This window comes from bacterium (assembly GCA_019695335.1).
Taxonomy (GTDB): Bacteria; CLD3; CLD3; order SB21; family SB21; genus JABWBZ01.
Genome location: JAIBAF010000012.1, coordinates 1 through 19,306 on the forward strand (window position 1 = coordinate 1; position 19,306 = coordinate 19,306).

Annotated in this window: 18 protein-coding genes; 17 read left to right on the plus strand and 1 reads right to left on the minus strand. The window is 42.7% G+C overall.

What is annotated here, in order from left to right; genetic code table 11:
• Nucleotides 1-63: 63 nt before the first annotated feature.
• On the minus strand, nt 64-1,329 hold the full coding sequence (locus tag K1X84_04580) for a hemolysin family protein (GenBank protein MBX7150890.1): 1,266 nt from the start codon (nt 1,327-1,329) through the stop codon (nt 64-66).
• 162 nt (nt 1,330-1,491) lie between these two features.
• On the opposite strand from K1X84_04580, the gene K1X84_04585 reads away from it, so the two are divergent.
• The 17 genes from K1X84_04585 (at nt 1,492) to K1X84_04665 (ending at nt 19,287) form a co-directional block, all read left to right on the plus strand.
• The gene (locus K1X84_04585) at nt 1,492-4,071 is read left to right on the plus strand and encodes a hypothetical protein (GenBank protein ID MBX7150891.1); all 2,580 of its coding nucleotides are present in this window, start codon (nt 1,492-1,494) and stop codon (nt 4,069-4,071) included.
• Between the two features lie 27 nt (nt 4,072-4,098).
• Nucleotides 4,099-4,899 carry an outer membrane protein assembly factor BamD gene (gene bamD / locus K1X84_04590; GenBank protein ID MBX7150892.1) on the plus strand — a complete coding sequence of 267 codons (801 nt, stop codon included), beginning with the start codon at nt 4,099-4,101 and terminating at the stop codon, nt 4,897-4,899.
• Nucleotides 4,900-4,960: 61 nt separating this feature from the next.
• On the plus strand, nt 4,961-5,578 hold the full coding sequence (gene nadD, locus K1X84_04595; protein MBX7150893.1) for a nicotinate-nucleotide adenylyltransferase: 618 nt from the start codon (nt 4,961-4,963) through the stop codon (nt 5,576-5,578).
• Nucleotides 5,575-7,359 (plus strand): ABC transporter ATP-binding protein/permease, encoded by a 1,785-nt coding sequence (locus tag K1X84_04600; protein MBX7150894.1) that lies wholly within the window; start codon nt 5,575-5,577, stop codon nt 7,357-7,359. Before nadD ends, K1X84_04600 begins: the two co-directional genes overlap by 4 nt.
• An 8-nt stretch (nt 7,360-7,367) precedes the next feature.
• A complete protein-coding gene (locus K1X84_04605; GenBank protein MBX7150895.1) occupies nt 7,368-10,421 on the plus strand; it encodes a hypothetical protein in 3,054 nt (1,017 codons plus the stop codon).
• Nucleotides 10,418-11,035 carry a response regulator transcription factor gene (locus tag K1X84_04610; protein ID MBX7150896.1) on the plus strand — a complete coding sequence of 206 codons (618 nt, stop codon included), beginning with the start codon at nt 10,418-10,420 and terminating at the stop codon, nt 11,033-11,035. The genes K1X84_04605 and K1X84_04610 overlap by 4 nt, the downstream gene beginning before the upstream one ends.
• A gap of 85 nt (nt 11,036-11,120) precedes the next feature.
• Nucleotides 11,121-12,008, plus strand: coding sequence for a tetratricopeptide repeat protein (locus K1X84_04615; GenBank protein MBX7150897.1), 888 nt, complete (start codon nt 11,121-11,123; stop codon nt 12,006-12,008).
• Between the two features lie 12 nt (nt 12,009-12,020).
• Nucleotides 12,021-12,503 (plus strand): hypothetical protein, encoded by a 483-nt coding sequence (locus K1X84_04620; protein ID MBX7150898.1) that lies wholly within the window; start codon nt 12,021-12,023, stop codon nt 12,501-12,503.
• Nucleotides 12,475-12,969, plus strand: coding sequence for a nuclear transport factor 2 family protein (locus K1X84_04625; protein MBX7150899.1), 495 nt, complete (start codon nt 12,475-12,477; stop codon nt 12,967-12,969). The genes K1X84_04620 and K1X84_04625 overlap by 29 nt, the downstream gene beginning before the upstream one ends.
• A gap of 84 nt (nt 12,970-13,053) precedes the next feature.
• Nucleotides 13,054-13,776 carry a subclass B1 metallo-beta-lactamase gene (bla, locus tag K1X84_04630; GenBank protein ID MBX7150900.1) on the plus strand — a complete coding sequence of 241 codons (723 nt, stop codon included), beginning with the start codon at nt 13,054-13,056 and terminating at the stop codon, nt 13,774-13,776.
• Nucleotides 13,777-13,817: 41 nt separating this feature from the next.
• Nucleotides 13,818-14,612, plus strand: coding sequence for a helix-turn-helix domain-containing protein (locus tag K1X84_04635; GenBank protein MBX7150901.1), 795 nt, complete (start codon nt 13,818-13,820; stop codon nt 14,610-14,612).
• Nucleotides 14,613-14,644: 32 nt separating this feature from the next.
• On the plus strand, nt 14,645-15,115 hold the full coding sequence (locus K1X84_04640) for a hypothetical protein (GenBank protein MBX7150902.1): 471 nt from the start codon (nt 14,645-14,647) through the stop codon (nt 15,113-15,115).
• Nucleotides 15,116-15,227: 112 nt separating this feature from the next.
• Nucleotides 15,228-15,680 carry a DoxX family protein gene (locus tag K1X84_04645; protein ID MBX7150903.1) on the plus strand — a complete coding sequence of 151 codons (453 nt, stop codon included), beginning with the start codon at nt 15,228-15,230 and terminating at the stop codon, nt 15,678-15,680.
• A 140-nt stretch (nt 15,681-15,820) separates the two neighbouring features.
• Nucleotides 15,821-16,726, plus strand: a complete 906-nt coding sequence (locus tag K1X84_04650) for a DUF4097 domain-containing protein (GenBank protein ID MBX7150904.1) — start codon at nt 15,821-15,823, stop codon at nt 16,724-16,726.
• Nucleotides 16,727-16,858: 132 nt separating this feature from the next.
• A complete protein-coding gene (locus K1X84_04655) occupies nt 16,859-17,329 on the plus strand; it encodes a hypothetical protein (GenBank protein MBX7150905.1) in 471 nt (156 codons plus the stop codon).
• A gap of 1 nt (nt 17,330) precedes the next feature.
• Nucleotides 17,331-18,992: a M1 family metallopeptidase gene (locus tag K1X84_04660; protein ID MBX7150906.1), complete on the plus strand. Its 1,662-nt coding sequence runs from the start codon at nt 17,331-17,333 to the stop codon at nt 18,990-18,992.
• Nucleotides 18,967-19,287, plus strand: coding sequence for an MGMT family protein (locus K1X84_04665; protein ID MBX7150907.1), 321 nt, complete (start codon nt 18,967-18,969; stop codon nt 19,285-19,287). The genes K1X84_04660 and K1X84_04665 overlap by 26 nt, the downstream gene beginning before the upstream one ends.
• Nucleotides 19,288-19,306 lie beyond the last annotated feature (19 nt).

Genomic DNA, 19,306 nt, shown 5'->3' on the forward strand with positions numbered 1-19,306 from the left:
ATCGATTTGACAAATTCTTTTTCCTGAAGCTGGGCGTAAATTGTAATCATAAATTTAACAGTATTAAAAACTCAAAACGACTTTATGAACGCGTTTCCGATCGGCTTCGATAACAGTAAATTTGAGATTTTCATACGCAACGATTTCATTTTTCTTCGGTACGCGGCGCAGGATCCACATAATTAAGCCGCCGATAGTTTGATAATCGCCTGAAGGAATTTGAAGTCCAAGCTGTTCGTTGAGCGCGTCAATTTCAAATTTTGAGTCGATAAGGTAAGAGCCGTCCTCTTGTTTGCGAATCATCGGGCCGTGATCATCATATTCGTCCGTAATTTCTCCGACAATTTCTTCGATAATATCTTCCATGGTGATCAATCCCGCCGTGCCGCCGTATTCATCCACTACAATTGCCATTTGCATGTGCTTGGATTGAAATTCCCGAAGAAGTTCGTCGACTTTTTTAGTTTCAGGAACGAAATACGGCATGGTGATAAATTCGATGGCGGTCATATCCTGTATGTTTTTTCGCCAAAAATTCATTACGTTTTTAATATGGAGAATGCCGACGATCGTATCAATCGAATGTTCATAAACCGGAATTCGCGACAATTTTTCGCGCGCCATGATGTCCAGAATTTCTTCCATAGGGGTTTCCACATCGACGCATATCATATCCACACGCGGCACCATGATTTCTTTAGCCGTCGTATCGCCCAATGCGATGATGCTGTGGATCATCTGTTTTTCATCTTCTTCGATTGCACCGTCTTTCTCACCGGCTTCCACAATGGCGCGGATCTCCTCTTCCGTAACATTGAGGTTTTTCCGCGATAGACTGCTGCCGAGCAGCCACACGACGAATCGTGATATCGTAGAAAAAAATGCGCTGAAAGGGCGTAAGAGCGTAAGCGTAAAATTAATTGGAGCAGCCAAAATCAGAAATGTTTTTTCGGGGCTATGTTGTGCTACGGTTTTAGGCGCCACTTCGCCGATAATGAGAAAAAATAGCGTGCTGATTAAAATCGAAATTCCCAGCGCATACGGCTCGTACAATTCGTGAAACCGTGCAAAGTCAATGGCGATGCTGGCGGCCAGTACGGACGCACTGACTTTAAGAATATTATTGCCAAAATAGATGGCGCTCAAAAATTGTTCCTGATTACCCGTCCAGACACCGAGTATTTTGCCGCTCAAGCCGCCTTCGGAAAGAATTTTTTTGATGGTGATTTTGCTGAGCGAATGCATGGCCGTTTCGACGCTCGAAAAAAAACCGGACAGGAAAATGAGTAAAAAGAAAATCGTAATTTCAAACGAAGAAATAGCTTCCATGCCTTTGTAGTTAGTCCTGAGGATTGGTTTAGGTGAATGATGCCGTTCAAATTATCGAAATCGCATTCGAAAGTCAAGCGTAAGGAATTAATGCTTGCTATGATTAAGTGAATAGCTTACATTTTCTCAAACTATTAGAAATTATAGATATGCAGAGGTTTTATGGCGAGTGGAGGAACACGCGCTGTGAACGGGAGCGATGAAAAAAACGACTTGATCCGCAAACTGATGTCGATGGTTCAAGCTCCTGATTTTCCGGGAAAACTGATGCCCGAACATATTTCTCAATACGAAGTCAAACTCGTTACATTTAACGACGTCGAATTGACGGCCGTTATTGAAAAAATAGAAGAAGAAATTGACAAGAAAAAAACAGCCGGCAAAACACTTCTGATCAGTAAAATTGAAGATATTACTGCGCTCACCAAAATGGAAGTCATGCTGGAAACAAAATTGGTGCCTGAGCCGGTTATCAATATGCTCTTGTCGTTGCTGGTCAATAAATCTTCCAATTTCGCTATTCCGATTTTCGAAGGGAAATTAAACGAACTGTTCGATAATTCTATCGAACATGCGATCTTTAATATCGTTCTGGAAAAAGCTGTCGCCGAGAAATCCAATGATTCATCCCATTCGAAAGGGTTGAAAGAATTATTTGATCGTAAAATCCGGGATACGGAAACCTTCATCCATTTGATCCAGATTATCGACGCCATCGATCTGAACGGCGATGGGAAAACCAAAAGCGTATTCACCGTCAATTTGCTTGCCGAAGCGATGAAACGTGACGAGACAATGAGAAAAAGCGAATCGATCAACATGAAAGATCTCGTCAATATTTACTTGTTATCCAAATTGCAGATGCAACTAGCCGAATACGGTTATCCTAATGAAACGCTGGAAGGCATTATCATTAATCGTCTCGGGCAGTCGAATAATATCCGACGCCAGTTTAGAATTCTTGACCGGATTATCAAAGACACGTTATCAGGCGAACTGAATATCGAACTGGGCTCAAAAACTGAAAAGTTAGAATGGCTGAAACTGATGAATGAACTTGAGGTTGAAATTGCCCTCGAGCAATATGAGGAAAAATTAAAAAAGGATCGCTTCGAACCTGTTGCGGACAAAGACAAAGTTGCAATTCGTCAGACGTTGATGTCGGAGAATATAGCGGATCAGACTATCGCGGCCATTTCATTTGCCCGACGTTTAGATAACCCGGACGAATCAATTCACGAACCGGGCAAGTTGATCGAGATCGCTATCGAGACGCAGTATCTCACATCGATGATTTTTAAAGTCAAAGGTTTCCAGATCAAAGAAGTGTATGAATTTGTCGAACTCATCGGTGAGTTGGATGTTAAAAACGAGCACTATCAGCGCGTTGTGGAATATTTCAAAGCGGAGCTCCCTTGCATTGACAAGGGCGTGATGAAAGAAGAAGATCCCGACATCAAAAAAGCAGCATTGTCGGCGCGGTATTTATCAGCGAGGCTCATGAGTAAATATCAGATCGATCCGGCGTATCTGAAACTGTCAACCGATCATGTTGGCGTCGATTATACGAAATTGACTCCGGAATTGAAACCGCAAGAACAGGAATTGCAACAACGCGTTTCACATTTCAACGAAGTTCGCAAACGCCTTTCTTTTTTCAATAAAGCCGAGCGTGCTTTTTTAACGATGAATCAAGTAGAGTCATTGATTGATCAAGAAAAGATCGAATTAGATAAGAACGGTGTGTTCCGAATTCTGGAAACGATCAACGATATCGAGCTGAATCTCGCCATTAACGAATACGTGAAAGCCGGGACGATTACAAAAGGATCCGATGACGGGGCTAATTTTAATTCCGAATACGTCGAACAGAAAGTCAAAGCGCTTTTTAAAACGGCATCAATCGAAGTCATCGAAAAAGAAGCCGTAGAAAAAAATATTATACCCGAATCGATTCTTGATCGTTCTAAAGAAGACGGCGATTTCGAAGAAACGGTTTTGGATATCAAAAATTACGCAACTTATCTACTGACGCGGCGTTTAGACAAGCCTGAATATCCGCGGCATCTTCAGCGTTCGCTCAATTTGATTTTTGCATTGATCCAGGACGCGATTGGATGGCGACATTTTGAAAACTCACAAATTCGCGCCAAACAAGAAGTCGTACCGCTGATCGATGAATACCACCGGTTCATGTCTAAATTACTTGATGCGTTGGCCGAAGATAAAGATGCGGCACATGAAGAAATTATTTCCAAACTTCGCGACGATGATTTTTTTGCCCTTGTCGATAATAAAGACAGCCTTGAAGGGGGTAAAAAATCAGCTCCGCAAGTACGTTCCGAATTTATAGCCTTGATGAACGACGATCGGTTTCAGCAATATCTTGCAAAAGCCACCGGCTATGCCGAACAGTCAACTGTTGATGACTGGAAAAAATTCTATGCAGAACAAAATATTTTGAAAAACGAATTAAAGACCAATATCGCAAAAACCGGAGCTGTTATCGAAAACATAGTCAAAGATTTGCGTGCGGACACAAAAAATTCTGGAAAATATAAAGATTATATTTCAACGCTTGAAAACCGGTATCTCGATCAGATCAAGCGGATGGAATACCATCTGAGTACCAATAAAAAACCGGCGGGCATTATAAAAATTGAATATGACAGGGTTGCGAATTCAGAAAAATTTAAAGTATTTTTAAAACATACGTTCGAGTTGACCAAATCAAAGAGTTAAATTTAAAGTTCATCAAGAAAGGATTGCATGTTGATTAAAAGAATTTTGCTGGGAATGTTTGTTATAGTACTGTTAACGGCATCGTGTGGTGGTAAGAAAAACGTCACGCAATATATGACCTCCCGCGAACATTTCCAGTATGCCATGAAATTTTTCCAAAAGAAACAATACCTCAAGGCACAGGAAGAATTTTCCCTCATAACATACAAATATAGTGGCTCGGATGTCGCCGACGATGCTCAGTATTATCTCGCCGAATGTTATTTCGAACAAAAAGATTATGTGTCGGCCGCGTCGGAATACGAACGCGTCGTTTCGTCTTACCCGAAAAGTGAATTTGTCGAGAAATCGATGTACCATCTGGTTATTTGTTATGATGAATTATCGCCTAATTTTGCACTTGACCAGAAGTTTACCTACGAAGCATTGAAGGCCGTTCAAAATTATTTAGATCTTTACCCGTCGAGTGAACGCCGGGCCGACGTCGATAAAATTCACGATATCATCAAAACGAAACTGGCGCGCAAGCAGTTTGAAAGCGCCAATATTTATCGTAAATTGAGCGAGTATGATGCGGCCATTGTTTATTACGATCAGGTTATTACCGATTTTTATGATTCTAAATTTGCCACGCCGTCAAAATTCTGGAAAGGCTATTGTTATTTCAAGCTAAAAGAATTTCAGAAAGCGTCGCTGATTTTGAAACGTTTTGCCGATGAAAAAGACAAAGACATGGAATTGGCCGAAGAAGCGCAGAAAATTCTAAAAGAAATCGATGAGTTGCAGAAAAAGCAAGGCGGAACGAAATTATCGCAAGAAGGTAAATAAATTAATCATTTAAAGTTTTCCCGCAACCGCTTGATGACTTTTGCGGATGCGGGATTTTTTTATGAAATTATCTTTAGGAATATTCGGCGGAACGTTTAATCCGGTTCACACGGCACACCTTATCATTGCGGAAACGGTTCGGGACCGATTGAATCTTGACAGAGTTCTTTTTATTCCGTCGCCGAGGCCGCCGCACAAACACAATGAGGACATGCTGCCGTTCGAGCATCGGTTCAGGATGACGCAATTGGCTATAGCTGGCCACGAATCGTTTGAATGCAGCGATATTGAAAACTCGCACACGGATCCATCGTATACGGTAACGACGCTCGGGCTTTTACAAAAAAGATACCCGGCGGCGGAATTTTTCCTGATTATCGGCGCGGATTCGCTGGTGCAATTTTCAAGCTGGCACCGGCCGGATGATATTATCAAGCAAGCTACATTAGCCGTATATCCGCGCGAAGGATTCAATCCAGCCGACGCCGAAACACGGTTTCGCCATCGCGCTCAGATCATGGATATTCCATTGATCAGTATTTCATCTTCCGATATCCGTAAACGAATCTATGCCGGGGAATCCATTCGTTACATGGTGCCCGATGCGGTTATAACTTATATGCAGGAAAACAATCTTTATAATATCAATCAGCCAGCGCACAGGACGACAGAAAAATGATTCGAAGTTTAGCTCCTTATCTCAAACGGTACAAAAAGTTATTGCTTGTCGGATTTGCTCTGGTCGTTTTTAAAAATTTTTTTCAATCAATGGGACCGCAAATTGTCCGGGAAGCCATTGACCATTTAAAAGATGCGGCGGTCTCTGATTCATGGTACAGCGCGCTTGTCCGATGGGTACATGACGGATGGGGGATTGAACTGGTGTTTGTTTTTATCGGATTGTATGTGTCGATTGAAATTTTTCACGGTATTTTTTTGTATGCTATGCGACAGACATTGATCGTTGCATCGAGGAAAATTGAATACGATTTACGTAATGATTTTTTTGCGCATTTGCAGAAACTGCACCTGCAGTTTTTTCAATATACGCGAACCGGGGACCTGATGAGCCGCATGATCAATGATCTCAGTGCCGTGAGAGACGTTCTCGGGCCTGGAATTATGTACACGGCCAACACCATTATCGCATTCGTGTACGTGGTTCCGATGATGATTCACATCAGTCCCAAACTGACCTTACTTGCATTCGTTCCACTGTTGGTTCTTTCTTTTGCCATTAATCAATTGTCAAAGCTGATTCATCACCGGTCTCAGAAAGTTCAGGAAAAATTATCCGATATCAGTTCGTGTGCGCAGGAAAATTTTTCCGGCATCCGCGTGATTAAATCATTCGTACGTGAGGATCACGAGATTGAAAAATTCAGGTTGCTCAATTCCGATTACATTCGATTGAATATGGATGCCGTTCGCGTACGCGGTATCATGATGTCGAGTGTGGTATTGACGATAGGGTTGAGTGTAGCCATATTGCTCTGGCAGGGTGGACGGCTGGTGATGATGGGTGATATTACGCTGGGGCAATTCACGGCGTTTAATTTTTATCTTGCCGTTTTGATCTGGCCGATGATCGCACTTGGATGGGTCATCAATATTTTTCAGCGCGGATCGGCTTCGATGAAACGTATGAATGAAATTTTCGAAACTGCTCCTCGAATTGTTGACGCGCCTTCTGCGAAACCGATTCAAACGATCGAAGGAAAAATTGAAATCCGTAATCTGACTTTTCATTACAACGGATCCGAGCCGGTTTTAAAAAATATCAACGTAAACATTCATGCCGGTATGACGTTAGGTATTGTCGGGCACACCGGTTCGGGAAAAAGTACGCTGGTCAATCTGATTCCGCGGTTGTATGAAATTCCGAAAAATACGATTTTTATCGACGATGTCGAAATTCACGATATCCCGATCGATATATTGCGTCGCCATATCGGGATGGTTCCGCAGGATACGTTTCTTTTTTCCGATACAATCTTGAATAATATTCTTTTTGGCGTAGAACATACGGATACGAACAAAGCCGTTTGGGCCGCAGACGTCGCGCAATTAAAATCCAATGTAGAAGACTTTCCGGAAAAATATGATACGGTAATCGGCGAACGCGGCATTACACTTTCCGGAGGACAGAAACAACGGCTTGCCATCGCACGTGCAGTGATACGCGAGCCAAAAATTCTGATTCTCGATGACGCACTTTCCAGCGTCGACACGCATACTGAAGATGAAATTCTGACACGACTGAAGGTGTTGATGGAAAATCGTACGACTTTGCTGGTTAGCCATCGTATACAGACTGTGAAACAAGCGGATTGGATCATCTTATTATCTGAAGGCGCTATCATCGAACAAGGCACGCATGAGCAATTGGTTGCCTTGGATGGTATCTATGCCGATATGTATCAACGGCAACTTCTTGAAGAAGAGATTGCCGAAATTTAAGTCATAGTATGAAACTTTGGATCTACATTCTTCTGCAGACAGCATTCGTTTCTTTCTTACATTCTCAAATCACACGAATGATGCCGCAGAAATTGCCTTTGGAAGAAGGCGTTTCTTCCAATGCTGTTTTTGCTATCCATCAGGATCGCAAAGGTTATGTCTGGCTGGGGACTTTACATGGGCTTGTGCGGTATGACGGTTATCGCTATACGACCTATCGCCACGATCCTGCGGATGCCAACAGCCTGTCCCATGACGATATTGTGTGCCTTGATGAAGATGACGACGGTTGTCTTTGGGTCGGCACGTACGGCGGTGGACTTAATCGCTTTGATCCGACAACAGGCAAATTTGTCCGTTATTTTCCGGATTCCAATGCAACGGAAACAATTGTCTGGGATATAGAAAAGGATGAAGAGGGAAATATTTGGTTTGCAACCCAAGGCAACGGTATTTTTGTCCTGCCGTCGTCGATGAGACATGATTCTAATCCTGTTTTCATCCAATGTGAAAGCGATTCTGTTTATTCGATCAGGATTGAATCGATACGAACGCTCCGGCGTGGAAAAGACGGGGTAATGTGGATTGGAACTTTTGACAATGGACTTGGAAAATGGGATTCAAAACTGAAAAAATTTACTTCATACTTTCCCTCAACAAATTCAGGAAAGATGTCCGTCGTTTCGTTGCTATGTGATGGATCCAATTTGTTGGTTGGAACTGGAAAAGGTATTTTTCAGTTTAACCCAGCATCTGAAATTTTTGAAAAAGTATTTCCTGAAATTTTCGGATCACAACGAATTATAAATATTGTAAAAGATCGTGAAGGCGTATTATGGATTGGAACCGGCGAAGGGTTATGGCTGCAGGAGCCCGGAAAAGTACCGGTCGTATACAAACATTTTCAAAACCCGTTAAAGCCGGTAGTGTCTATTCTGGAGGATCGTTCGGGATTGTTGTGGTTTTCCGTGTATTATGACGGCGTATATACTTTTTCACGATATGCGAATAAATTTTTGTCCATAAAAAACGATCCACTCATTGGCGATCCTGCTGTGAATTGCGTTATAGAAGATGAAGGTGGCAACGTTTGGATGGGAACTAAACAGGGATTGAACCGGTGGAATTCACTGACCGGAAACATCGAGCTTTTCACACCCGGTAAAAATTTTGATGTCACATCGGTGCTGAAATCCGGATCCCATTTTTGGATTGGGACGCGTACGCAAGGATTGTTCGAATTTGATCCGAATAGCAAGCAGTGGAGGTTATTGAGCGATAACTCACGATTACTGAAAGCTGAAATTTCGTTCCTGTTTGAAGACCATGCGAAAAATTTGTGGATTGGAACCGACGGCTTAGGATTGTACAAACTCGATAAACATACTCATAAGGTTACGGACGTTATACAATCGATCGGTTCCGTTTCGGAATTGGTTCGTTCAGTGAAAGTAGTTTACGAAGATCGCGAAAATCGAATATGGATTGGAACGCTTGGAGGATTATTACTATATGAAAATGATTCAGTTCGAATTTTTATGCACCGGACGAACGATACTACCGGTTTGAGCAATCCTTACGTGTATTCGCTGCTGCAGGATACTGACGGTGAATTATGGGTTGGAACGGCTGGAGGTCTCAATCGATTCAATGCGTCCTCCGGGCAATTTATTGCCTATCATGAAAAAGATGGATTACCTAACAGCGTCGTTTGCGGTATTTTAGAAGATAGCGATCATCGCTTGTGGATCAGTACGCATAAAGGCTTGAGCCGGTTTGATAAAAAAACCGGAGCATTTCACAATTATGACATTGCCGATGGATTGCAAAGCAATCTTTTTTCGCCGGGTGTTTATTTTAAGAGTGCTTCCGAAAAATTATATTTTGGCGGAATTCTCGGAGTGAATACCGTGTCACCTGAAACAATTCTGGATAATCCGTTTCATCCCGATATTGAAATTACAGAGATCAAGAAATTCGATCGTTTTCCAGCCACTTTTCAAAACAGTGAACTGATCCTAGATTACACTGAAAATTTTATTACAGTCGCTTTCAGCTCGTTGGATTTTACAGCTCCGGAAAAAAATCGTTATGCTTACCAGCTTTCAGGCATTGACCCCGATTGGGTTTATACGAAGTCCCCTGAAGCCGTCTATACGGGACTGGCGCCCGGAGCGTATATTTTCCACGTCAAAGGGACTAATCATGACGGCGTGTGGAGCGCTAACGAACGTACAGTGAAAATTATTATTACGCCTCCGTTTTGGAAAACGATGTGGTTTTATGCCGCGTGTGTGATGATTTTCGTGCTGACATTAGCCGTTCTTCATCGCCGGATAGTGCGGCAAAAATTACGAGAAGAAACTTTACGAATTGAAGAGCGTGAACGCGTGCGAAAGCAGGTTTCGCAAGACTTTCATGACGAGCTCGGGCACAAATTGACAAAGATTAATTTATTCGGTGAATTGATCCGTCGTAAAATGGATGTTCATGATGAAGAGATGGCGTCCCATCTTGGAAAAGTCACCGATGCAGCGAACAGTTTGTCGGTCAATACGCGCGATTTTATCTGGACGCTCGATCCTCAGAAAGATACGCTCTTAGACCTGATCGTCAATTTAAGGGATTTCGGATATGATCTTTTTGATTCATCTTCCGTACAGTTTAGCGTTAAAGGTATCTCGGAAAACCTCGTTGATGTGAAACTTTCCATGGACTGGAGACGTCACGCAACGCTGATTTTCAAAGAAGGCATGAACAATATTTTAAAACATTCCAATGCCGGTCAGGCAGAATTAGTTATTGAATTATGTAGCACCGATTTTGGAATCTACTTGAGCGATAATGGCAAAGGATTGGGCGAGAGCCCTCGAAAAGGTAACGGATTATCCAATATGCGTTTAAGGGCCGCCAAGATCAATGCGCAGTTCAATATTCAATCATCAGAAAATGGAACGCGCCTTGCCTTAATTGGCAGTCGTTATCAGATCGTAGTTGCGTCCAGTAACGCCAAGCGTTCTCGTTGGGATATCATCTCGTCCATTAAAGGATTATTTGCATGATCAAAGTGGCGATTGTTGAAGATGATCAGGACATCCGGCAAGGATTGAAGCTTCTGCTGAATAGTACGAAGGGATTCCAATTGGTCGGAGAATTCGGCGATGGCGAGAGTGCGGTTGATGCTTTGAAAAAGAATCTTCCCGATGTTTTATTGCTCGATATTGAATTGCCCGGCATGAGCGGGATCGACGTCATTCGAAAAATCAAGGCCAACGCTTCTGAGGTCGATATATTAATGTTGACGGTTCATCAGGAAGATACCATGGTTTTTGAATCGTTGTGCGCCGGTGCGACAGGTTACCTGATCAAAACGGCGTCGCCATCGCAGATTTTACAGGCAATCAAAGATATTCATCAGGGCGGTGCGCCCATGAGTGCGCCTATTGCGCGAATGGTCGTTGCATCGTTCAAGATCGAACCCGGCGTCGTGCTAACCGAACGTGAGAAAGAAGTATTGTCCAAATTGTGCGAAGGATTGAGTTACAAACTAATCGCCGATCGTATCAATGTAAGCCGTGACACGGTGCACGCTCACATTAAAAATATTTACCGCAAACTCCACGTCCATTCTAAATCCGAGGCTGTCATCACGGCTCTGAGACGAAAACTCATCTGATTTTTTTACACCCCAATTGGGTACGGTTTATCACGCGCTTCATTCCTACTTTTCTTCATCAATTTTATTAATAAGGATTTTATTTATGAAGCCGGTAGGTATTGCGATCATTTTTATTTTTTTTATTAATCATTTAACGTGGGCGCAAGATATGTCCAAAGCCGACACTCTTTTTAATTTGCAAAAGTATCCGGAAGCCTTAAAACACTATGAGGCGATTGCAAAAAAAGACAGCAATAATGCATACGCACTGTTTCGGTCAGGCAATTGTTTGCAGGCGCTCGGGCAATATGCACAGGCGTTGAAAGCGTACGAAAAAGCCGATCAAAAAGGGTATTTGAAAATTGCCATTATGCTTCGGTCGGCCAGAGTCAATGCACTCATGCAAAAAAATAACGAAGCTTTTGAATGGCTGACCAAAGCCATGAACTGGGGCTTTTCCAATAAAGCGATGATTGAAAATGAAGCGGATTTTAAAGGGATTAAAAATGATGAGCGCTTTAAAACGATCCTGGCAAAAGCTGATTCCAATGCGGCCCCGTGTGCCCACATTGCCGAAGCGCAGCAATTCAATTTCTGGGTCGGCGAGTGGGATGTCAAAAATCCACAAGGGGTGACCGTAGGCACCAGTTCTATCACAAGAATCCTGAACGATTGTTCGATTCATGAACATTACACCAACCCGGGCGGATATATCGGCAGGAGTTTTAATGCCTATAATTCGAGCATCAATAAGTGGCAGCAATTTTATGTCGATAATTCCGGCGCGGTCACACTTTTTAATGGCACGTACCACGATAACGCGATGTGGTTTGTAACGGATCCGTTTTTACAAGGCGGCGTCATGACGATTACAAAAATGACGTTCTACAACCTGTCGCCTGATCATGTACGGCAATTTATCGAAAACAGCACAGACGACGGTAAAACTTGGACGACTACATTTGACGGCCATTATTGGCGAAAAAAATAAACAGGAAGAAATATGTGCAGAAGTATTTTGGCGATTTGTTTGATTGTAAGTTTTACAAGTTTGAACGCTCAAGAAGTAAAGCCGCAACGTCAGTTCGATTTTTGGATTGGTGAATGGGAGGTCACGGATTCCGAGCAAGTCATTGCGACCAGCGTCGAACAATTTTTGGTCGACAGTTCAATTATCATGGAAAATTACTCACAAAGTGACGGTTATACGGGCAAGAGCATTAATTTCTATGACCGTTATTTGAAAAAATGGCGGCAAACATGGGTAGATCACGTTGGCAATGTTAGCGAATTTATCGGTGAATACCGTGACGGCGCCATGGTCTTCGAAGGAGAAACTCATCGAGCCAGCGGGAAGAAAATTTTAAGGAAAATGATTTTTTATAACCTCGGACCGGATAAAGTCCGGCAATATTCCGAGATGTCGCTTGACAATGGAAAGAACTGGCAAATAGCTTATGATTTTATTTACATACGCAAACATTAGATCCGTATTACTGATCGGTTGCCTGATCCTGGCGGTTTCATGCGAATCTGTCAAAGATACCTCTGATGAACGCACCATTCGTGCTATTAATGAACGTTATACTGAAGCTTGGTTACGCAACGACGAAAATGGCGTTCTCTCACTTTTTGAAGAAAATGCCATGATCATGCCTAACGGGATGGGCGCAATCAAAGGCATTGATGCGATTAGTAATTTTTGGTTTCCAAAAGATTCTTCCGTCACAACCATTCACGTGTTTGACAATCAGATCGTTGCAATCACGATTGACAGCACGATTGCCTCGACCTTCAAAAAAACATTTCTTTCGTGGTCCTATGTCAAAGGTGATGTCAAAATCGCCAAAGATCAATGGGGATTTGCTGTGTCGGTTTATCGCAAACAGTCGAATGGCGAATGGAAAATATGGCGTCAGCTCTGGACAGATATCCGTTCGATCGATCGTTGAGACGTACGAATTTTACTGGAATTATTGGTGGGAATGAAATATGTTGACATGAATATGTTCAATCCCCATTTTTAGAAAATTGTCATGCGTTTTGTTTTTCTATGGTTGACGTTTTTGAATGCAGCCGTTTTTGCCGGTGAAGAGGAAAAAATCTCTGAAAATCTTGTAGCCCGCCCTCTCGTTGATAATATTTGGATTCATACATCTTACAAAAACCTGAACGGCCATCCATTTCCGTCAAATGGTTTGGTTGTAGTTACATCCGGAAGTGTATTCATCGTAGATACAGCTTGGGGCGACTCGGTTACAATACAATTGGTTAAATGGGTTCGGAAAAAATTCAATAAACCGATCCGCTGGATTTTATCGACGCATTTTCACGATGACCGGTTGGGTGGTATTGTGCAAGCGCATCGCGAGCATGTCTCGGTTATGGCATACTATCTGACGAAACAAATGGCCGAGAAAAACAAATTACCACTTCCTGATGTTGTATTTCAACATGACTCGACGTTCTCCATTGATGAAATGGAATTTCAGGTTTATTATCCGGGTGCGGGACATTCACCCGACAATATCGTTGTCTATATCCCGTCGGTGCATGTTTTATTCGGCGGATGCCTGGTCAAGTCGGCCGAATCGACCGACCTTGGATTTACGGGCGACGCCGTACTCAATGAGTGGCCAATCTCCATTGATCATGTAATGAAAAAATTTCCCGACGCGGCTATCATTATTCCCGGGCATGGCGAAACGGGTAACAAAGATTTACTCATACACACGATGAATTTACTCAAACAACAATGATTTATCGTCAACACATACCTTGCCCTGAATTAATCCCGTATGTGGAATGCTTTTGGGAATTACGCGACGATACGTATAACGGTCACGTCCAGCCGGAGCGAATTTTGCCCGACGGTTGTTTTGAGTTGGTTTTAAATTTTGGCGAATCTTTCAAACGATATCATTCAGACGGTTCGGTAGAGGTTCAGCCACCAGCATTGGTAGTGGGTCAGATGACCCAACATGTGATGATCCAGCCTACCGGACGAATTGATTTGCTCGGCATTCGATTTCATCCCGGCGGCGCTTTCCCATTTTTTAAATTTCCGCAGAGCGAAATAACCGACCGGATTTTCAATATTGAAGACCTCATTCCTTTTTCAGATTTTTTTTCAGAACTTTACGACCAATCATCCACACTTTGCAGAAAAAAAATTATCGAAACGTGGTTGTCTACGAGCCTTCGATCCAACAAAAATGATTTTCAGTTGACACAATGGGCTACGCAAGCCATTCTTGCACGCAACGGTGTGATTAATTTAAAAAATTTTCTACAGACTCTGGGTATCAGCGAGCGTCAAATGGAGCGGTTATTCAAAAATCAGGTGGGACTTTCACCAAAAATGTTTGCTCGCATCATCCGTTTTCAATCCATATTCCGGGCGCTTGAATCGGAATCGGCAACCGATTGGTCGCCGCTGGCATTTGAATGCGGATATTACGATCAATCACATTTTTTAAAGGATTTTAAATCGTTTGCCGGAGAATTACCGTCGTCGTATTTTGCAAAAGCTTACAAGATGTCGGAACTATTAACGCGTAAAAACCGTCCCCAGTCGGCATTTAATTTTGAATAATTTTTTTAAACTTTTATTAAAGAGTGAAACTCATGAAAAAAGTCTGCCTGTTTTTCTTGATCCTTACAGGGTGTTCACGGGAAACAAAAACTGAAACAAAACCGTTTGAATTTTCGCAACTAGCTTGGATAGTCGGTGAATGGAAAATTGAAAAACCCGGCAGCACCATGATTGAAATCTGGACTCAGGAAAATGACAGTACGCTGTCAGGAACAAGTTACCGTGTAACCGCCATCGATACGCTGATGCTTGAAAAAATGACTATCGAACAACGCCGTCAGGCCGTAATTTTTTCAGCTATTGTTGAAGGCAATCAAGGGGCGGTTCCATTTAAAATGATTCAATATTCCGGCGAGGAAATAACGTTTGAAAATTTGGCGCATGATTTTCCGCAACGTATTTGGTATACGAAGCGCGGCGCCGATACTTTATGGGCTAGGATTGAGGGCATCGAACATGGTGAAACCAAGCGCGGTGAATATATTTTTATAAAATCAAAATAACATGATGACAGATAAAACAAGCAAATGCCCCTTCTGGGGCATTTTTTATTTTCCAATATACCCTTATGTTATCAAGATATATTCATCCGATCAGCAGGGCAGAGGCAATTTCATGTGGAAGAAACTCATTCAGACAAACGGCGACACGGCGGCATTGGTGTCACGGATCGCATTGGGCGGAGTGATTTTTCCACACGGCGCTCAGAAGCTTTTCGGATGGTTCGGCGGCAAGGGCGTCAGCGGTACCATCGAATTCTTCGATCAAATATTGCAGGTGGCGCCGGTTCTGACTTTCCTGGTCATCATGGCGGAATCGCTTGGCGCTCTGGCTCTTGTGATCGGCCTGGCCGGTCGGTTTATGGCCTTTAGTATCGGGCTGGTGATGCTTGGCGCAATTTCTATCGTACATTTTCGATGGGGCTTTTTCATGAATTGGTATGCCAAACCGCAAGGCGAGGGCATAGAATACCATTTGCTGGCGTTGGGATTAGTCATCGCGATTATGATCAAAGGCAGTGGCAAATGGTCAGTCGATCAATTTTTGACGCAAAAATTTTTAAAATAGTATTTCCTTCCTTCCCCTGCTTGGACGAGAGAGGACGTTTCGAAAGAGGCGTTCTCTTTCTTTTTTATTAATTCCTGAAACTTATCCTTCCATCCTCCGTTTATGATGATGTCCAACAAAGCCCACACGCAGGAGGTTTTATGAAAAAGCTTTTAATTCCAACAACGGTTTTCGCAATCATTATGATGGCTGTTTCAGCCTATGCCGGCGAAGCCGACAAAACATTTGACAAAAAATTTAAAGTTTCGCCCGGTGAAACGTTTTATTTGTCAACAGACGTCGGATCAGTTTCAATCGAAGGCACGGCGGCCAATGAAGTATCGGTCTACGTCGAAATGCGTGGAAGTCAAAGAACATTGGAAGATTTTACGATTACGGCTGAACAAACATCACGTGGAATTGAAGTTGCCGGAAAGATGAAACGCAGTTGGTTCCGTACCTCATGGAATATGGACGTTCATTACACGATCAAAGTTCCAAGTGAATATAACATGTATCTCAGTACGGCCGGCGGCGATATCGAAATCCAAACGGTCAAAGGAAAAATCAAAGGCGAAACCTCCGGCGGTAACTTATCGTTGAACCAAGTCGAAGGCCAGGTTGATCTCGGTACATCCGGCGGCAATATCCGTGTTGAAAAAACAAACGGTGATATCCGGATGGCGACGTCAGGTGGCAATATCATGATTGCCGAAGCGAAAGGCAAAGTGGATGTTTCGACTTCCGGTGGACGTATCAAAGTTCTGGATGTAGAAGGCGAAGTGAGGGCTGAAACTTCCGGTGGCGATATCGACGTGCGTGTTCGCAAAGCCAATGACGGTATTTTCGTAAAAACGTCAGGCGGCGATATTGATATCAGCGTTCCAAAAAATACAGCCGCAAGTTTGGATCTGTCCACCAGCGGCGGCGAAGTGGAATGCGATCTGCCGATGACGATTTCCGGCAAGATCAGCGAAATGCGCATTAAAGGCAGCATCAACGGCGGCGGTAATACCATCTATGCACACACATCCGGCGGCAACGTTCATGTGCGAGCTTTGGAATAAACTCTTTTCTTTAGAATGAGAATTTAAAAGGGATTGAATTTGGAAATTGATTCAATCCCTTTGTCTTTTTTCCGGATTGATAATCATTAATCGATTGATTATTTTTTTATCGTCATACGAAATTTCAAATCAATGAAACTGAAAACCATTTTAACGGCTTTTTGGATAGTTCCTTTTTTAATTCCATCCATCTATGTGCTGTATGGTCAGGAGATGCGGAACGATTTTATCAGTCGTGACCGGATGTTATTGATTGGGTTTTGGATGGCATCGCTGGCCATCGGATTGATTTCAGGGCGTTATCTGGTCAAACGTGTTCGATCGGTCGAACCGGGCGTTTTTCGAACGGCAGTGATCTGCGGATACTTGCTGGGGTATTTTGTAGTAATGGGAATTTTTGTTATTGGTTATTATATATACGGATGGACGTCGGTTAATTTGCGGGGACCGGAAAGCCTTATGGCGTATTCCAATATCATCGAAGTTTTTTGGGGCGCTTTCAAACAATCGTTAGGATGGATCGCGGCGTGTTTCTGGATTCCCATGGCCGGTATTTGGAGCGGAGAATCGATTGGTCATAAAATGAAGAAACTCGAGAAGTGATATGAAAAAAATTTTAAAATGGTTTGGGTGGATTGTCGCAGTGGTGACCATTGCCGGTGTCTCGGCTTATTTATATCTGGATTCACGGTATGCTTTACCGGGTAAATATACAACAGGTGGGCCGTTGTCGGCCAATCAAAAATTATTCGACGTAACCGCATATGATATCCATTTGAATATTCATTCGAAAGACCGCTCGTTAAGTGGGTATGTAGTCGTAACTTTAAAGGCTTTATCGACGCTATCGGAAATTGAATTAGATTTTTTGAATACTTTTACAGTCTCCAATGTCGACGTTGACGGAGCTGAAGCCGGATTTAAACATCAGAATAACAAACTTTGGATCATACCTGACAAAGCATTGATTGCAGATGCAAAGGCTGCGATTAAAGTTAATTATTCGGGCAAACCTTTGACGGCGCTTTATCCGCCGTGGCTGGGCGGTTTCAACTGGTCTAAAGATGCTAACAACGATGATTGGATCGGGCTTTCGTGTCAAGGTGAGGGCGCTAAAATCTGGCTTCCCTGCAAAGATCACCCTTCCGATGAGCCCGACAGCGTGACTTTACATATTACCGTTCCTGACGGATATTATTGCGCATCCAACGGTCTGTTGCGATCGGTTACAGCCGAACAAAACGGAGAAAAAACTTTTTATTGGGGAACTAATTATCCGATCAACCTTTACAATATTGCGATTAATGTTGCCAAGTATGAGACCGTACAACGTGCCTACAGTACAGAATCCGGTTTAACCATGCCGATTTATTATTACGTCTTATCGCAAAATCGAAGCCGTGCCGATTCATTGATCGATATGGCTGTCGATATGTTGTATACTTATCGTAAGTTTTTTGGCGAATATCCGTTTGTTAAAGAAAAATTTGCTGTTGTTGAAACGGATTATCTCGGTATGGAACATCAAACGATAAACTCGTATGGGAATGGGTATCGGTATCAGGTTATTAATGGGAACACATTTGACGAATTGATGCTGCATGAAATGGGGCACGAATGGTGGGGCAATAAAGTCACAGTGAGCGATTGGGCCGATTTCTGGATTCATGAAGGTTTTGCTACGTACGGCGAAGCATTATACCATTTGGATAAATCCGGCGAAACCGGATATCACGTGTATATCAACAAAATCATGCGTCAAATCAAAAATAACAGGCCGATCGTTGGCGGTCGTGACGTCAATTCGTTTCAATCGTATCATCCGGATATTTATAATAAAGGTGCTATACTTTTACATAGTTTGAGATTTCTGCTCGGCGATTCCGTTTGCTTTAAAATTATCAAAGAATTTGCTACCGACTCCAACTATATCTACCAACGTCATGTTTCAACGGATGACTTTATCAGATTGGTTGAATTAAATGCCGGCACTGCATATACACCATTTATAACCGCATTTTTATATACGACGCAGATTCCGGAAATTGTTATTGTCCATATGAACGAGCGGACATATGCAATACGCATGGAAGGTGTTGACTTCGAACTGCCGATGGAAGTTCGAACCAGTGCCGGTACCCAAAAAATAATGATCGGTCAGAATCCGGTTACTGTTACCTCGGATACGACACCGATTGCAGACGAACGTAACTGGTTTTTGAAAAAAACAAAACTGATCGATGAAATCTCAAAACAATCACAATAAATATTATAAAATCTGGGAAGCGGTTGACGATATTCCGTATGGCAAAGTTGCGACTTACGGCCAGGTAGCGCGTATTGCAGGATTTCCATCGCATGCACGGTTGGCCGGCTACGCACTGCACCACTTACCGGAAGGCTCGTCCTTTCCGTGGTTTCGGGTAATCAATGCGCAAGGCAGAATTTCATTTCCAAAAAACAGTCCTATGTTCAAACTGCAAAAGAAATTACTCGAAAAAGAAAAAATCATTTTTGTTCGTGATCGCGTTGATTTGAAAAAATATCAATGGAAAAAATAATATACCTGTTTAGGGCATT

What these genes read in the sequence shown, in the direction of transcription:
- K1X84_04580 (MBX7150890.1), bottom strand. Translation starts at nt 1,329, where the DNA reads ATGGAAGCTATTTCTTCGTTTGAAATTACGATTTTCTTTTTACTCATT.
- K1X84_04585 (MBX7150891.1), top strand. Translation starts at nt 1,492, where the DNA reads ATGGCGAGTGGAGGAACACGCGCTGTGAACGGGAGCGATGAAAAAAAC.
- bamD (MBX7150892.1), top strand. Translation starts at nt 4,099, where the DNA reads ATGTTGATTAAAAGAATTTTGCTGGGAATGTTTGTTATAGTACTGTTA.
- nadD (MBX7150893.1), top strand. Translation starts at nt 4,961, where the DNA reads ATGAAATTATCTTTAGGAATATTCGGCGGAACGTTTAATCCGGTTCAC.
- K1X84_04600 (MBX7150894.1), top strand. Translation starts at nt 5,575, where the DNA reads ATGATTCGAAGTTTAGCTCCTTATCTCAAACGGTACAAAAAGTTATTG.
- K1X84_04605 (MBX7150895.1), top strand. Translation starts at nt 7,368, where the DNA reads ATGAAACTTTGGATCTACATTCTTCTGCAGACAGCATTCGTTTCTTTC.
- K1X84_04610 (MBX7150896.1), top strand. Translation starts at nt 10,418, where the DNA reads ATGATCAAAGTGGCGATTGTTGAAGATGATCAGGACATCCGGCAAGGA.
- K1X84_04615 (MBX7150897.1), top strand. Translation starts at nt 11,121, where the DNA reads ATGAAGCCGGTAGGTATTGCGATCATTTTTATTTTTTTTATTAATCAT.
- K1X84_04620 (MBX7150898.1), top strand. Translation starts at nt 12,021, where the DNA reads ATGTGCAGAAGTATTTTGGCGATTTGTTTGATTGTAAGTTTTACAAGT.
- K1X84_04625 (MBX7150899.1), top strand. Translation starts at nt 12,475, where the DNA reads ATGATTTTATTTACATACGCAAACATTAGATCCGTATTACTGATCGGT.
- bla (MBX7150900.1), top strand. Translation starts at nt 13,054, where the DNA reads ATGCGTTTTGTTTTTCTATGGTTGACGTTTTTGAATGCAGCCGTTTTT.
- K1X84_04640 (MBX7150902.1), top strand. Translation starts at nt 14,645, where the DNA reads ATGAAAAAAGTCTGCCTGTTTTTCTTGATCCTTACAGGGTGTTCACGG.
- K1X84_04645 (MBX7150903.1), top strand. Translation starts at nt 15,228, where the DNA reads ATGTGGAAGAAACTCATTCAGACAAACGGCGACACGGCGGCATTGGTG.
- K1X84_04650 (MBX7150904.1), top strand. Translation starts at nt 15,821, where the DNA reads ATGAAAAAGCTTTTAATTCCAACAACGGTTTTCGCAATCATTATGATG.
- K1X84_04655 (MBX7150905.1), top strand. Translation starts at nt 16,859, where the DNA reads ATGAAACTGAAAACCATTTTAACGGCTTTTTGGATAGTTCCTTTTTTA.
- K1X84_04660 (MBX7150906.1), top strand. Translation starts at nt 17,331, where the DNA reads ATGAAAAAAATTTTAAAATGGTTTGGGTGGATTGTCGCAGTGGTGACC.
- K1X84_04665 (MBX7150907.1), top strand. Translation starts at nt 18,967, where the DNA reads ATGAAATCTCAAAACAATCACAATAAATATTATAAAATCTGGGAAGCG.